The organism is Ensifer sp. ENS07 (genome assembly GCF_014852185.1).
Taxonomy (GTDB): domain Bacteria; phylum Pseudomonadota; class Alphaproteobacteria; order Rhizobiales; family Rhizobiaceae; genus Ensifer; species Ensifer adhaerens.
On record NZ_JACVBE010000001.1, the window covers coordinates 378916 to 392983 of the forward strand.

13 protein-coding genes are annotated in these 14068 nt (G+C 62.1%); 9 read left to right on the forward strand and 4 right to left on the reverse strand.

Annotated elements, in window-relative coordinates; all coding sequences use genetic code 11:
- The first annotated feature begins 47 nt into the window (after window positions 1–47).
- Window positions 48–1079, forward strand: a complete 1032-nt coding sequence (locus tag IB277_RS01755) for a polysaccharide deacetylase family protein (protein WP_090294823.1) — start codon at window positions 48–50, stop codon at window positions 1077–1079.
- Window positions 1080–1112: 33 nt separating this feature from the next.
- Here IB277_RS01755 and IB277_RS01760 read toward each other — a convergent pair whose 3' ends face one another.
- A complete protein-coding gene (locus tag IB277_RS01760; RefSeq protein ID WP_110818489.1) occupies window positions 1113–1604 on the reverse strand; it encodes a GNAT family N-acetyltransferase in 492 nt (163 codons plus the stop codon).
- 120 nt (window positions 1605–1724) lie between these two features.
- A complete protein-coding gene (gene pdxH, locus IB277_RS01765; RefSeq protein WP_082566261.1) occupies window positions 1725–2414 on the reverse strand; it encodes a pyridoxamine 5'-phosphate oxidase in 690 nt (229 codons plus the stop codon).
- Between the two features lie 72 nt (window positions 2415–2486).
- On the opposite strand from pdxH, the gene IB277_RS01770 reads away from it, so the two are divergent.
- From IB277_RS01770 to IB277_RS01785, 4 genes are all read left to right on the forward strand, one after another.
- Complete coding sequence (locus tag IB277_RS01770) at window positions 2487–2939, forward strand: RT0821/Lpp0805 family surface protein (RefSeq protein ID WP_034801195.1); 453 nt, start codon at window positions 2487–2489, stop codon at window positions 2937–2939.
- Between the two features lie 219 nt (window positions 2940–3158).
- Window positions 3159–4250 (forward strand): DnaJ C-terminal domain-containing protein, encoded by a 1092-nt coding sequence (locus tag IB277_RS01775; RefSeq protein ID WP_090294775.1) that lies wholly within the window; start codon window positions 3159–3161, stop codon window positions 4248–4250.
- Window positions 4251–4458: 208 nt separating this feature from the next.
- Entirely contained in the window at window positions 4459–5277 is an 819-nt protein-coding gene (gene fabI / locus IB277_RS01780; protein ID WP_034801205.1) for an enoyl-ACP reductase FabI, read from the forward strand.
- 47 nt (window positions 5278–5324) lie between these two features.
- The gene (locus tag IB277_RS01785; protein ID WP_034801207.1) at window positions 5325–5909 is read left to right on the forward strand and encodes a histidine phosphatase family protein; all 585 of its coding nucleotides are present in this window, start codon (window positions 5325–5327) and stop codon (window positions 5907–5909) included.
- A 152-nt stretch (window positions 5910–6061) separates the two neighbouring features.
- Here IB277_RS01785 and IB277_RS01790 read toward each other — a convergent pair whose 3' ends face one another.
- A complete protein-coding gene (locus IB277_RS01790) occupies window positions 6062–6322 on the reverse strand; it encodes a DUF1344 domain-containing protein (RefSeq protein WP_034801209.1) in 261 nt (86 codons plus the stop codon).
- Between the two features lie 296 nt (window positions 6323–6618).
- Here IB277_RS01790 and IB277_RS01795 point away from each other — a divergent pair, with 296 nt between their 5' ends.
- From IB277_RS01795 to ribB, 3 genes are all read left to right on the forward strand, one after another.
- A complete protein-coding gene (locus IB277_RS01795; RefSeq protein WP_110818488.1) occupies window positions 6619–9798 on the forward strand; it encodes an EAL domain-containing protein in 3180 nt (1059 codons plus the stop codon).
- Between the two features lie 114 nt (window positions 9799–9912).
- Entirely contained in the window at window positions 9913–11010 is a 1098-nt protein-coding gene (gene aroC / locus IB277_RS01800) for a chorismate synthase (RefSeq protein ID WP_034801213.1), read from the forward strand.
- Window positions 11011–11049: 39 nt separating this feature from the next.
- Entirely contained in the window at window positions 11050–12150 is a 1101-nt protein-coding gene (ribB, locus tag IB277_RS01805) for a 3,4-dihydroxy-2-butanone-4-phosphate synthase (protein ID WP_060516306.1), read from the forward strand.
- A gap of 130 nt (window positions 12151–12280) precedes the next feature.
- On the opposite strand, the gene IB277_RS01810 is transcribed toward ribB, so the two are convergent.
- Complete coding sequence (locus IB277_RS01810; protein WP_034801218.1) at window positions 12281–12811, reverse strand: invasion associated locus B family protein; 531 nt, start codon at window positions 12809–12811, stop codon at window positions 12281–12283.
- A 366-nt stretch (window positions 12812–13177) separates the two neighbouring features.
- Here IB277_RS01810 and coxB point away from each other — a divergent pair, with 366 nt between their 5' ends.
- Window positions 13178–14059 carry a cytochrome c oxidase subunit II gene (gene coxB / locus IB277_RS01815; RefSeq protein ID WP_034801222.1) on the forward strand — a complete coding sequence of 294 codons (882 nt, stop codon included), beginning with the start codon at window positions 13178–13180 and terminating at the stop codon, window positions 14057–14059.
- The last annotated feature ends 9 nt before the right edge of the window (window positions 14060–14068 follow it).

Consider the following 14068-nt stretch of genomic DNA (forward strand, 5'->3'; position numbering starts at 1 on the left):
CCGCGCCGGAACCTCGCGGGCCAGATTTGGGGGCGACCATCAAGGGCATGATCAGGACAATTGTTCGCCGCGCCGCAATTGCCGGTGGGCTGGAAGTCGCGGGGGGGCTGAGCCGCGCCGGGCTGATTGCCGGCGCGCGTGGGCAGGGGGCGATCTTTACCCTGCATCATGTCCGGCCGAAATCTGCCCGTGCCTTCGATCCCAATGCGCACCTGGAAATCACGCCGGAATTCCTCGATGTCGCGTTGAGGACGCTGAAGCGCGACGGCTATCGCTTCACCCCGCTCGAACACTTGCCGGAGGCGCTGGCCGCCAAAGGTGGGCCGGTCGCCTGCTTTACCCTTGATGACGGCTACCGGAACAATCTCGAGCACGCGTTGCCGGTCTTCCAGCGCCATCAGGCGCCATTCACGGTGTTCGTGACCGGCGGGTTCGTCGATCGCACCCATACGCTTTGGTGGGAGACGCTTGCCGATATGCTCGCAACGAGCGAGAAGCTGCGCTTTGACTTCGGCCGTGGCGTAGAAACATTGCAGGCGTCGACCGCGGCCGAAAGGCATGCCGTCTTCAATCGCATTGCGGCGTTCATTCACGGCCATGATGAGGCAAAGGCGATCGCTTCCTTGAACGCTGCAGCCCTCGATGGCGGCATCGATCCGCAGGCGATTACCGAACGCCTCACACTGGACGAGGCCGGTTTGCGGCGCCTGATCGAAAGTCCTATCGCGAGCCTCGGCGCCCACACGATCAGCCACCGCGCGGTCGCGCGCCTGACGGATGCTGAGGCGCGGCGGGAGATTGAGGGATCGCTGCGGCGCGTCGAGGCGATCACCGGTCGGCCGCCCCAGACTTTCGCCTATCCCTATGGCGACGCACCGGCGCTATCCGCACGCGACCACCGCATCGTCGCCGATTTGGGTTTCACCCTGGCCGTCACCACCCAACCCGGCACGCTCATCGCTCGCGCGAAAGCCAGCCTTTATGCGCTACCGCGCATTTCTCTGAACGGCCATTTCCAGCGCGCCCGCTACGTTTCGGCTCTGGCCTCCGGCATACCGTTCCGCCTGGCGGCCGGCTAGAAAAGGCGACTTGGGCAGCCGAGTGCTTCGACGTCAATTGAAGGCAAAAGCCATGAGAATGCTGTCCTGGTAAACACCGTCGTGTTTCCAGTCGCGAACACGACGGCCTTCGATCTGGAAGCCAAATTGCGCGTAGAGTGCCCGGGCAGCGACATTTTCGTGGAGGACGGAGAGCTCGATGCGTTCCAATCCGCGTTCACTAGCGCGTTGCATCGCCAGTTGCAGGAGCCGGCTGCCGATTCCCTTGCCGCGATAGGCGGCCAGGAGCCCCATGCCCAACGTCCCGACATGGGCGCGAACAGGTGAGGCATCCAGCCGGATATCGCACCAGCCGACCACTTGATTGTCGACCCCAACGATCTGGGGTGCCTGGGCGCGATGCAGGTCGGCCATGTATGTGGCAAAGCCGTCGAAGGGTGGGGCGCTCAGCCGTGAAAGCCACCGCCCTTCCTTGGAGACGTCATCGAGGCAGCGGTGACAGCCGGCTATATCGTCGAGCGTCGCGTCACGAACATCGATCGTCATCAAAGAGCGCTCAACAGAAACGAGCGGCTCAGGCCGGGCAAAGGGACGAGTGATGCCCGGCAACGTGCGTGGCCGGGCATCGATTTCGCGCCTCTCTTGCGGGAGGCAGGCATCGGTGCCTTAAGGGTACATGCGCACTTTTTCCCAGCCGCCTTCCGGCGCCTCACGACGGAATTCCATCCGGTCGTGCAGCCGGAACGGACGGTCGTGCCAGAATTCGATCGACGTCGGGCAGATGCGGAAGCCCGACCAATAGCTTGGGCGCGGGATTTCGCCGAGCGCGTGGCGGGCCGTGTATTCGGCAACGGCCTTTTCCAGCGCGAAGCGGCCTTCGAGTGGCCGCGACTGCTTCGAGGCCCAGGCGCCGATGCGGCTGCCGCGCGGCCGGCTCTTGAAATACTCGTCGGCCTCCTCGTCGGTGACGATCTCGACCGGGCCGCGCACGCGCACCTGCCGACGCAGCGATTTCCAGTGGAAGCACATCGCCGCCTTGCGGGCGCCGAGGATCTCCTCACCCTTCTGGCTTTCGAAATTCGTGTAGAAAACGAAGCCGCGCTCGTCGAAACCCTTAAGCAGCACCATGCGGACATTCGGCAGTCCGTCGGCATCGACGGTTGCGAGCGCCACCGCATTCGGGTCGTTGATCTCGCTACCTTCCGCGTCCTTCAGCCATGTGCCAAACAGGGAAAAGGGTTCATTTGATTCGGTGAAGTCACCGCTTGTTAACTCATTCGCCGCCATATTGCGTTCCAATGCCGTGATGTCTGGCGCGGAAATACTTCGGGATGAGCCCGACCGGTGTTTCCGCATCGAAAATGTCGGAGCCTGGTATGTTGACCTTGTCGAGAAACGTGCGGCTCCAGCGAGTCTGACAGGATTGCCGTGCAAGACATAGCAAAGTGGATCGACGCCAAGAAGGGGTATTCCTTCGCCTTGCTGCGTAGCGCGGCAATTTGCCTGCCGGTCCTGGCGCTGTCCGGCTGCATGGGGGCTGGCCTCGACCTTTTCGGCAGCGGAGTCGACCGCACGGTTTCGACGGGCACAGTTCCCGTTGCCAAGACCTCCGATGGCCTTTCCGATGCGGTGATGGTTCGCAACGCCGTGACATCGGCCGAGCTCAACAGCGGCGCCATTAATCCTATTCCCTGGGCCAATGCGACCTCCGGCAGTGCCGGTGTCATCAGCAGCATCCAGGAAGACCGCGCCAGCGGCATGCTCTGCCGCCGATTCACCACGACGCGTCATTCCTACGAAGGCATCGCCAAGTTCGACGGCAGCACTTGCCAGGGCGGCGACGGCGCCTGGTATCTGACGAGCTTCGGCCCGCGCGCCTGAGCGAGCGTTCGACGCAAGCCGTTGAAATCGGTGATTAACCACGTTTTGGCAAATGCGCGCATGACGGCCGGCGTTGCCGTCTCAACGGCCACATGAGGCCGCGTGGCTAACCACTATTTAGCAACTTCTCCGGATCATCGGTGTTCAGTGGACGGGCGACAATGGCGCCTGCAATCGGGGCAAAGGCGGGCATCAGGGAGAGGCCGCCGATCAGAGAAGATGGTAGAAACCATGCGTGATCCCTATGTGATCCTCGGGGTGCGGCGCAATGCCGGGCAGGATGAAATCAAGGCCGCCTGGCGTTCGCTGGCAAAGGCTGTGCATCCGGACCATAACCAGGACGATCCCAACGCCGCGGAGCGTTTTGCCGAAGCCGGCAAGGCCTATGAGCTGCTGCGCGACCCGAAGCTCAGAAGCCGCTACGACTACGCGCGCCGCGAAGCCGAGCTTCGTCGCATGGAGGCGATGAAGGCAAAGATGCGGCCTCAGGAAGAGGCGCCGGTCGACGCCGAGACCGCCGAGGACGCCATTTCACAGATTTTCGGCGCGGAGACCCGCAGCAAGTCGGCCCGCCCATCGCCGAAGCCGACGCCGAAACCATCGCCCAAGCCGGCTGCGGCAGCAAAGGAGCCGGAGCGCCCGGCCCAGGCTTCCGAAAGCAAGCCGGAACCAGCCCCCGAACCGCAGCAGGAAAACGCTCTCAAGACAGAGACTCCGCTGATGCAGCGTGCAGCAGCACCGGCCGCCGAGCTTGTGGCGGCGATCGTCCGGCGCATCCGGGGTCGCGCGGCAAAGACGGCCGAGAAGGTCCCGGATCTTCCCGTCGATCTCGCCGTCAGTATTGACGATCTGATCAATCGCCAGCGCCTCAGCGTCGAGCTTCCCGACGGCGAAAGCCTGAAGGTGCAGATCCCTCCGGGCGCCGTCGACGGTCAGAGCATTCGTCTGGCGGAGCAGGGCTATCGGGTGACCGGCATGACCCGTGGCGACGTCGTCGTCACGCTCAGGGTCGACCAGGGCGGGACGTTCCGCGCCCGCGGCCTCGATCTCATGACCACCTTGCCGATCGATCTGCAGGGCGCCGTGCTCGGCTGCGAACAGGTGCTCGAAACCCCGGTCGGGCAGGTTACGGTGGTCGTGCCGGCCTGGTCCGGCTCCGACAAGGTCATCCGCCTTGCGGGCAGGGGGATGCCCGGTGCTTATGGTACGCATGGCGATCTGCTGGTCGAATTGCGGCTGGTCCTGCCCGAGGCGCCCGACGACAAGATCACCGATCTGATGAAGTCGCAGCGCGACGGCCTCTATCTGTGACAGGCCATTTGTGACAGTTCGCTGACACACTGAACCAATATTACGGGGACTAACAGTTCCTGATCTCAGCCGTGCTTGAACCACCCTTGCGGCTATGCCATAGGCAATTCTCGACATTTTGCCGCACCCGTTCTCGTGGGGCGTCTGTGACATTTTTGATCTTTGGCACCGGCGACGGCCGATGCTGGAATAGTATTGGGGACTTACCATGGCTCAGGCATCCGGTCTGATGAAGGGCAAGCGCGGCGTCATCATGGGCGTTGCAAACAACCGTTCCATCGCATGGGGCATTGCCAAGGCCATCCACGCGCAGGGTGGTGAAGTTGCGTTGACCTATCAGGGCGACGCTCTGAAAAAGCGCGTCGAGCCGCTGCTCGCGGAAATCGACGGCTTCATGGCCGGCCATTGCGACGTCAGCGACGAAGCCACCATCGACGCGGTCTTCGACGCGCTTGAGAAGAAGTGGGGCAAGATCGATTTCGTGGTGCATGCGATCGGCTTCTCCGACAAGGACGAACTGACCGGCCGCTACGTCGATACCTCGGCCGACAACTTCGCCAAGACGATGCAGATCTCGGTCTACTCCTTCACTTCGGTTGCCCGTCGCGCTGAAAAGCTGATGACGGACGGCGGATCGATGCTGACGCTGACCTATTACGGCGCCGAAAAGGTCATGCCGAACTATAACGTCATGGGTGTCGCCAAGGCTGCCCTGGAAGCAAGCGTCAAGTACCTCGCCGTCGACCTCGGCCCCAAGAACATCCGCGTCAACGCGATTTCTGCAGGCCCGATCAAGACGCTGGCCGCCTCCGGCATCGGTGACTTCCGCTATATCCTCAAGTGGAACGAGTACAACGCGCCGCTGCGCCGCACCGTCACCATCGAGGAAGTCGGCGACGTCGGCCTCTACATGCTTTCGGACCTGTCGCGCTCGGTTACCGGTGAAGTGCACCACGCCGACAGCGGCTACCATGTCGTCGGCATGAAGGCTGTGGATGCGCCCGATATCTCCGTGATCAAGGACTGACCGAACCGCCAAGTCGGATTCGGCAGCCTGCAGCCCGGAGACATGTTGTGCTGATCTATGTGATCCGTCACGGACAGACCGACTGGAACGCCGAAAGCCGGCTCCAGGGGCAAAAGGATATCCCTCTCAATGATTTCGGTCGCCAGCAGGCGACCGGCAACGGCGTGGCGCTTGGAGGCATCCTCGGCGCCGATGCCCGGCATTTCGACTTCGTCGCCAGTCCGCTCGGCCGCACGCGCGAGACCATGGAGCGTGTCCGGCGGGCCATGGGGCTCGATCCGGACGCCTACCGCACCGACGAGCGGCTCAAGGAAGTTTCCTTCGGCGATTGGGAAGGGCACACGCTGCCCGAACTCAAGCGCTCGGCGCCACAGAGGATCGCCGAGCGGCGCGCGGTGAAATGGGACTTCATTCCGCCCGGTGAGGATGCCGAGAGTTACGAAATTCTGTCCTGGCGCATAGCCGCCTGGCTCAGGGACGTGACGAAGCCGACGGTCTGCGTCAGTCACGGCGGCGTCATTCGCGTGCTCTTCAAGCTTTTCGGGGAAATGGAAGCCGAGGAGGCCGCGACCGCGGCGATCCCGCAGGACCGCCTTCTGCGCATCTCCGGCAATGCCATCGGCTGGGTCTGATAGCCTGAAGCGTCGGGCGTAGATTGGCGCAACGACGCGCCAAAGCGCTTCACATGGATGCCCGCGCGAGGGGCATCCGATAAAGGTCATTTTTCAGAAATGTGGAAATCCGGTTCGGGCGAACCGCGCAGCGGCCTGTAAGGCCGCGCTTTCTATTGAACGATTTCGAGATCGTTGATGACCCGCTTGCCGTCCACTTCCGTGTAGAAGACGAGAACCTTCACGCCGGCCTTCAGGCCTTCGAAATTGAATTCCTCAGGCGCCTGATAGTTCTTGCCGTCGTCAAGCGACAGGCTCAGCCTTTCGGTATCAACACCCGTAATGGTAGCTTCAACGTCGGCGCTTTCGGCAAGGGCGGACAAGGGCGAGAGCAGCCCTGCGGTGGCCATGAGTGCGGCAATAACAAAACGCATTCTTCTTGCCCTCTTCAACGTTTCTGCGAACATCCTTGTCACTCCCCTTTGATCCCCGATTGTGGCAAAAATTGCCTTGCGGCGTGGCTTTTGGCCGGACGCCCCCGCTTTTTTGATGGTCTATCCGAACTCTGGAGACTGGACGGCGGTACCGTATTTTTCAAGCGGGCAGGGGCCGAACTCCGGGTATCGGCGGTGTGGTTTCCCCATGAATTATAGGGTTTGCCAGGGAATTGTGACGAAAGCCAATCTTAAGACTCGCTCGCTACCTTTGGTTGGGGATCGAGGGGAAGAGATTGAAGATCATTGACGTTCTGCGCCAGCGCATTCGGGCCGCCGCCAGATTTGCGAAACCGTCGCTCATTCCTGCGGCGATCGCGGGCCTCGTCGTGTTTACGGGCGGGCATGTCTATGAGCGGCAAAACCGTGAAAACTTCCAGAACGACCTCAGGATCGACGTCGAGAACGAACTGAACCTCATTGCCAACCGCCTGCAATCGGAGGTTAACACCAGCATTGCCGCGCTGAACGGTTTTGCCAACAGCATCGGCGTGCATCCGGCCATGACAACAGACGATTTCACCGTCATGGCGACGAAGCTCCTCCTGCAGAATCCGCAGATGGTGCGCGCCTCGGCAGCGCCCGGCGGCGTCGTGCGGATCGCCTTTCCGCGCGAGAGCCAGCAATGGTTCGTCGGCAGCGACTTCAACCGATTCGGCGCGACAAGACATGCCATCGAGCGTGCGTCCTCGACGGTCAGGCCGGTGATGATCGGCCCGATCCGGCTGCCAAGCGGCCGCAATGGTTTCGAGCTGTTCCTGCCAGTCTTTTCCAAGGTCCAGGGACGCATGGAGCGTTGGGGTTACGTCGAGGCCATACTCGACGAGAAGGCGCTGTACCGCGCCGCGCGCCTGCTCGAGTCGGGCGGCGGGGCGCCGGAACTGGCGCGGGACCACCGCCATGTCGACGTTCACCTGGCGATCCGCGATATTTCCGAGCCGGACCGCATACAGGATGCGTTCTATGGCGACGACGCTCTTTTTCGCGCCGCGCCGGTCAACCGCCGGTTGGAGCTCGCAGGCGGCGTGTGGGAGCTAGCGGCCATGCCCGTCGGTGGATGGCAGCAGCTTCCCGAAAACAGCAGCTTCATCCAATTGGCGATCGCCGTCGCCGTCACGGTGGTGGTTATCCCGATCCTCCTGGCTGGCGGCCTGGTCAACGAGCGACAGCGCAACATCGCCAAGCTGAAGGCGCGGGAAGGGGAGGTGATGACGCTGTCTCACCGCCTGAACCTCGCGCTCGACGCGTCGAAGATCGGCATCTGGGAAATCGACGTCGAGAGCCAACAGCGTTCCTGGGACGACCGGATGTTCCACCTGCATGGACTGGAGGTGCATCTGGACGAGCCCACGTACGACGAGTGGCGCGCGACCGTGCATCCTGACGACATAGGTATTGCCGCCAATGCGCTGTTCCGTAGCCTCGATGACGGCCTCGAGTACCGATCGCAGTATCGTGTCATTCTGCACGACGGTACGGTGCGCCACATCCGCAATGTCGGGTCCAGCCACCGCGGCGCCGATGGCCGCGCCAAGGTCACCGGTATCAGCTGGGATGTCAGCGACGATGTGCTCAAGAACGAGCGGCTGAGTGCGGCCAAGGCACAGGTCGACCAGCAGAACCTTGAGCTCGAGCAGGCGCTGAAGGGTCTCTACGAGCGTGAACAGGATCTAGAACTCCTGTCACGACGTCTCGACCTCGCTCTTGATTCCTATCGCTGCGGCATGTGGGAGGCCGATCTCGACAACAACGTCGCCTATTGGGACGAGCGCATGCATCAGCTCTACGGGCTGGTCTATACCGACGGTGCCACCAACGAGCAGACATGGCTTCAAGCGCTGCACCCCGATGACCGGCAGCCGGCGCTCAACGCGGTCAATCGCGCCATCGAAGCGGACGAAACCTATGTGCATCAGGTGCGGGTGATATTGTCGGCCGGAGCGGTTCGCCACATCCGCTCGGTCGGCAAGCTGCACGTCGCGCCGGACGGTGCACGGAAATTCGTTGGCATGGCGCTCGATGTTACCGACGACGTGCTGATGACGGAACAGTTGCGCGCGGCCAAGGCCATGGCGGACGCAAAGAACGCCGAGCTGGAGCAGGCCCGGGTTCGCATCGAGCACAACGCACTGCATGACCCGCTGACAGGGCTCGGCAACCGCCGCATGCTCGACAAGGCGCTGGAGCGACTGACCCTGGACGCCGGCAGCGACCGTGAGGACATCGCCATCCTTCATATCGATCTCGACCGGTTCAAGCAGATCAACGACACCCTGGGTCACGCAGCCGGCGACGCCATGCTGATCCATGCCTCGGAGATCCTGCGGGCGAACACATCGTCGGGCGACATCATTGCCCGCATCGGTGGCGACGAGTTCGTTGTCGCCGTTACCGGCGAACAGGGCGAGGCGACGCTTGCTGCCCGTTGCGACCGGATCATTGCCGCGATGCGGCAGCCGGTCGACTACAACGGATTTCCCTGCCGTTTTGGTGTCAGCATCGGCGTGGCAGTCGGGTATGGCGCCGACATCGACGCGCGCAAGCTGCTCGTCAACGCCGATATCGCGCTCTACCGCGCCAAGGAGGCGGGCCGGAACCGCTACCAGTTCTTCACCGAGGTGCTGCAGGCGGAAGTGGTGACCGCCAAGCGCATCGCCGACGAGATTTTGGAAGGCATCGAGCGCGACGAATTCGAACCTTGGTATCAGCCGCAGTTCGATGCGACGACGCTCGCGCTTTGCGGCGTCGAGGCACTGGTGCGCTGGAGGCATCCGCGCGAGGGCATATTGACGCCGGATCGTTTTCTCGGCATCGCCGACGAACTCAACGTGACGGCGATGCTCGACCGTCTCGTTCTGGAGAAATCTCTCACCGATCAGATGCGATGGGCAGCGGCCGGCATTCGGGTTCCCAAGATTTCGGTCAATGTTTCGGCCAAGCGGCTGCAGGACGACGACCTGCTGTCCTCGCTTGAAGGCTTGAGCATCACGCCCGGACAGATCTGTTTCGAACTGGTGGAGTCGATATTCCTCGACGAAAGCGACGATATCGTCGCCGCCAACATCGAGGGCATCAAGAAGCTCGGGATCGATATCGAACTCGACGATTTCGGCACCGGCCATACCTCGATCGTCAGCCTTTTGAAGATCAAGCCGAAGCGGTTGAAGATCGACCGCCAGCTCGTCGTTCCGGTTTTGAGCGCCCGCAGGGAGCAGGCGCTGGTGCGCTCGATTATCGAGATTGCCCGCTCGCTCAATATCGAGACCGTGGCCGAAGGCGTGGAAACCATGGCGCATGCCGAAATGCTCGGCATTCTGGGCTGTGATGTGCTGCAGGGCTACGCATTTGCCCGGCCGTTGAGCGCGGAGAAGTTTCTCGCCTTTGCAACCGAACGCGGCTTGCGCCTGGCGTCGTGATGAAGGACGTCGCGTCAGGTCGCAAAAGCCTTTCCCCATCTCCGGCTTTCCACTAAGAGAAGGCATCCGCGTACAAAACGTACGGCCGTTGCTTGCTTAGGGTCGGTTGCCTTCATGTCGCATAACACTTTCGGTCATCTCTTCCGCGTTACCACCTGGGGCGAAAGCCACGGGCCGGCGCTCGGCTGCGTCATCGACGGCTGCCCGCCCGGCATCCGTTTCACGCTCGCCGAACTCCAGGTCTGGCTCGACAAGCGCAAGCCCGGCCAGTCGCGCTTCGTGACACAGCGCCGCGAGGACGATCTGGTCAAGGTTCTCTCCGGCGTCATGTTCGACGAGGACGGCGAGACGATGATCTCGACCGGAACGCCGATCTCGATGTTGATCGAAAACACCGACCAGCGCTCGAAGGACTATTCCGAGATCGCCAAGCGCTATCGTCCGGGCCACGCCGATTACACCTACGATCTGAAATACGGCATCCGCGATTATCGCGGTGGCGGCCGTTCCTCGGCGCGCGAGACCGCGGCGCGCGTCGCTGCCGGTGGTGTCGCCCGCAAGGTCGTGCCGGGTCTCGTCGTGCGCGGCGCGCTCGTGCAGATCGGCAAACACAAGATCAACCGCGCCAACTGGGATTGGACCGAGGTCGACAACAACCCCTTCTTCGCACCGGATCCGGAGATCGTGCCGGTCTGGGAAGAATATCTCGATAGCATCCGCAAGTCCGGATCCTCGATCGGCGCCGTCGTCGAAGTGGTTGCCGAGGGCGTGCCCGCCGGCATCGGTGCGCCGATCTATGCCAAGCTTGACCAGGACATCGCCTCGAACCTGATGTCGATCAACGCCGTCAAGGGTGTCGAGATCGGCAACGGTTTCGGTGCGGCCGAAATCACCGGCGAGGAAAACGCCGACGAGATGCGCATCGGCGCCGATGGCAAGCCTGTCTTCCTGTCGAACCATGCTGGCGGTATTCTTGGTGGCATCGCCACCGGCGAGCCGGTGATCGCGCGTTTCGCCATCAAGCCGACCTCGTCGATCCTCACCGAGCGACGCTCGGTCGACAGCGACGGCAACGAGGTCGATGTGCGTACCAAGGGTCGCCACGATCCGTGCGTCGGCATCCGCGCCGTGCCGATCGGCGAGGCGATGCTTGCCTGCACGATCGCCGATCACTACCTGCGTGACCGTGGCCAGACCGGCCGCCTCAAGTAATTCGGCTTCAACCGGCCCAGACAATTCGGGAAGAACACCATGTCCTATGATCAGAAGCGTGTCGTCGATGCCATTCGCGCCTTTGAGGCCGGCGAAATCGTCGTCGTCACCGATGACGACGGCCGCGAGAACGAGGGCGACCTGATCGTCGCGGCGGTGCATTGCACGCCGGAAAAGATGGCCTTCATCGTGCGCCACACCTCGGGCATCGTCTGCACGCCGATGCCGCGCGAGGAGGCCAAGCGCCTGAACCTCAACGCCATGGTGGCGGAAAACGATTCCGCGCACACCACCGCCTTCACAGTCTCGGTCGACTTCAAGCACGGCACGACGACGGGCATTTCCGCCGACGACCGCACGCTGACGGTACGCAACCTCGCCAATCCCAATGTCGGGCCGACGGACTTCGTTCGCCCCGGCCACATTTTCCCGCTGGTCGCGCGCGAAGGCGGCGTTCTCATGCGCTCCGGCCATACGGAAGCTGCCGTCGACCTCTGCAGGCTCGCCAGCCTGCCGCCGATCGGCGTCATCTGCGAACTCGTCAATGACGACGGAACGGTCATGCGTGGGCCGCAGGTGGCGAGCTTCGCCGACACCCATGGCCTGAAGCAGGTTTCGGTCGCCGATCTCATCGCCTATCGCCAGCGCAAGGAAACGCTGATCGAGCATGGCGGCTCCTTCGATATCGAGACGCCCTATGGTGCGGCCAAGGGACATTCCTATTCTCTGCCCTGGGATCCGATGCAGCATCTCGCCGTCGTCTTTGGCGACATCCGTGATGGCGTCGATATCCCGGTTCGCCTGCATCTCGAAAATGTCGGCGCCGACGTCTTCGGCAGGGACTGCCAGATCGACCGCATCATGAAGCGCATTGCCGACGAGGGCAGGGGGGTCATCGTCTATCTGCGCGAAGGCTCGGTCGGCGTCGGCGTGTCGCAGACGGCGCGCAAGGGCAAGCACGAGCGCGAAGCGCACGACGAGGCGCAGGCGCGCGAAAACGAGTGGCTGGAAATCGGCCTCGGCGCGCAGATCCTGAAGGATCTCGGCATCAGCTCCATCAGGCTGCTCGCTTCGCGCGAACGCCACTATGTCGGCCTCGAAGGCTTCGGCATCAAGATCGTCGGGACCGACATCATCTAAAGACGCGTCGCTCTCGCATGCATCAGGCCCGGATCATCGATCCGGGCCTTGTTTTTTATGCTCGGCGGCGGCCAACAAAAAAGCCGCGCTCGAAGCGCGGCTTTTTGTTTGTCTTTGAATTTGTCGCCGTTCAGGGCAGCGCGTCGTAGCCTTCGCCGAAGCCCTTGAGGTCGACAGGGATGCCGATGCCTTCTTCGGGCGACTGGAAGACGATGAAGGTCGCCGTCGCACCGGAACGGAAGGTCTTCAGGAGTTCGTCCTCGAGCACCACTTCTGCGTAGCAGCCGTCGGAGAAGCAACGCACGAAATAGGCGCGGCCGATATCCTTGCCGTCGACGTTCAGGCCGAGGCCGTTCGGCAGAAGCACGCCGAGCGGAGCGAGTACGCGCAGGATCTTGGCCTTGCGATCCGCAGTCTTCAAAACGACCACCGACAGGCCAACTTCCGGCCGGTCTTCGGCGATGACGTTTTGCATCAGCGCGCACTGGTCAGCGGAGGCGCCCGGCGGCTGATCGCAGACGATCGACCATGCGCCATGGTTGGACTTGACCGTGCCGGGTGTTCCCGCGGGCTGCTGGGCCAGGCTTTGAGCCGGGAGAGCGAGAACGGCAAGGCCGAAGGCGGCGAAGGCCGACAGTCGGGAAAAGAGGGGCAGGCCCATGTAAACCTCAAAACGTCGAATCATCAGGGCTATTCTTGAAGCGCGCAGGAATAAATGAAAAGCCCTGCGGGGCACATTCCAGCGCCATATGGCGGAAATTGGGCGGGTTGGGCGCCCTATCCGGCGCGCCGCCGTCAAAGCGCTGTGCAATCGGATCGCCAAGCGCGCAGAAGAGCCCCTATAGGTGGTTTCGCCACGGGTTTCGAGGGGTGCCTGTGTGAAAAGCTGCGTTTGTGCAAAAATGCCGCATGGGGTTGATTGGTCAGATGTTGCGGCATCGGACAAACTGTGGTTTGAAGCGCAGCAGTATCGCAGGGATTCTGCGTTCCGGTTTGATCCTGATCAAGCGCATTGGGGAGACACATTGTGAAAAACAAGGCTTATGCAGTTCTGGCAGCGCTTGCCTGTCTGCTTTTTGCTTCGAGCGCCTTTGCTGACAAGCCTGTCGAATGGCAGACGAATTTTCAGACGGCCGCTACGGGCATCATGGAAGAAATCACGTGGTTTGAACATTATACCCTGTGGTTCATCATTCCGATTACTCTCTTCGTTCTCCTCCTTTTGATCATCGTTGTGATCAAGTTCCGCGAAAGCGCGAACCCGGTTCCGTCCAAGACCAGCCACAACACCGCGATCGAAGTCGTCTGGACCGTCGGTCCGGTCGTCATCCTTCTTTTCCTCGCCATTCCGTCCTTCCAGCTCCTGACCGCGCAGCTGACGCCGCCGGCCAATCCGGACCTGACGCTCAAGGCGACCGGCAACCAGTGGTACTGGTCCTACGAGTATGAGGTCGGCGAAAGCCCGCTCACCTTCGACAGCATCATGATGAAGGAAGAAGATCGCGCGACGCTCGGCAAGGAAGACAAGAAAGAATATCCGCGCCTGCTCGCCGTCGACAACGAAGTCGTCGTGCCGGTCGGCAAGACGGTTCGTGTTCTCGTCACCGCTGCTGACGTGATCCACGCTTTTGCAATGCCTGCCTTTGGCGTGAAGATCGACGCCGTTCCCGGTCGCCTGAACGAAACCTGGTTCAAGGCCGAGCGCGAAGGTCTCTACTACGGCCAGTGTTCCGAGCTCTGCGGTAAGGACCACGCTTACATGCCGATCGCCATCCGCGTGGTTTCGCAGGAAAAATACGACACCTGGCTCGCAGCCGCCGCAACGAATGTTGGCGATGCGAACAAGGCGCTCATGGCGTCCATCGACTCGGCCAAGACCGTCGACGTCGCCGCTAACGCCGCACAGTAATCGGAAGGG

Excerpts from the sequence above, each read along its gene's own strand:
- IB277_RS01790 (WP_034801209.1), bottom strand. The coding sequence starts at position 6,322 with ATGCGTTTTGTTATTGCCGCACTCATGGCCACCGCAGGGCTGCTCTCG.
- pdxH (WP_082566261.1), bottom strand. The coding sequence starts at position 2,414 with ATGCGGAAACACCGGTCGGGCTCATCCCGAAGTATTTCCGCGCCAGAC.
- ribB (WP_060516306.1), top strand. The coding sequence starts at position 11,050 with ATGTCCTATGATCAGAAGCGTGTCGTCGATGCCATTCGCGCCTTTGAG.
- fabI (WP_034801205.1), top strand. The coding sequence starts at position 4,459 with ATGGCTCAGGCATCCGGTCTGATGAAGGGCAAGCGCGGCGTCATCATG.
- IB277_RS01775 (WP_090294775.1), top strand. The coding sequence starts at position 3,159 with ATGGTAGAAACCATGCGTGATCCCTATGTGATCCTCGGGGTGCGGCGC.
- IB277_RS01760 (WP_110818489.1), bottom strand. The coding sequence starts at position 1,604 with ATGACGATCGATGTTCGTGACGCGACGCTCGACGATATAGCCGGCTGT.
- aroC (WP_034801213.1), top strand. The coding sequence starts at position 9,913 with ATGTCGCATAACACTTTCGGTCATCTCTTCCGCGTTACCACCTGGGGC.
- IB277_RS01810 (WP_034801218.1), bottom strand. The coding sequence starts at position 12,811 with ATGGGCCTGCCCCTCTTTTCCCGACTGTCGGCCTTCGCCGCCTTCGGC.
- IB277_RS01755 (WP_090294823.1), top strand. The coding sequence starts at position 48 with ATGATCAGGACAATTGTTCGCCGCGCCGCAATTGCCGGTGGGCTGGAA.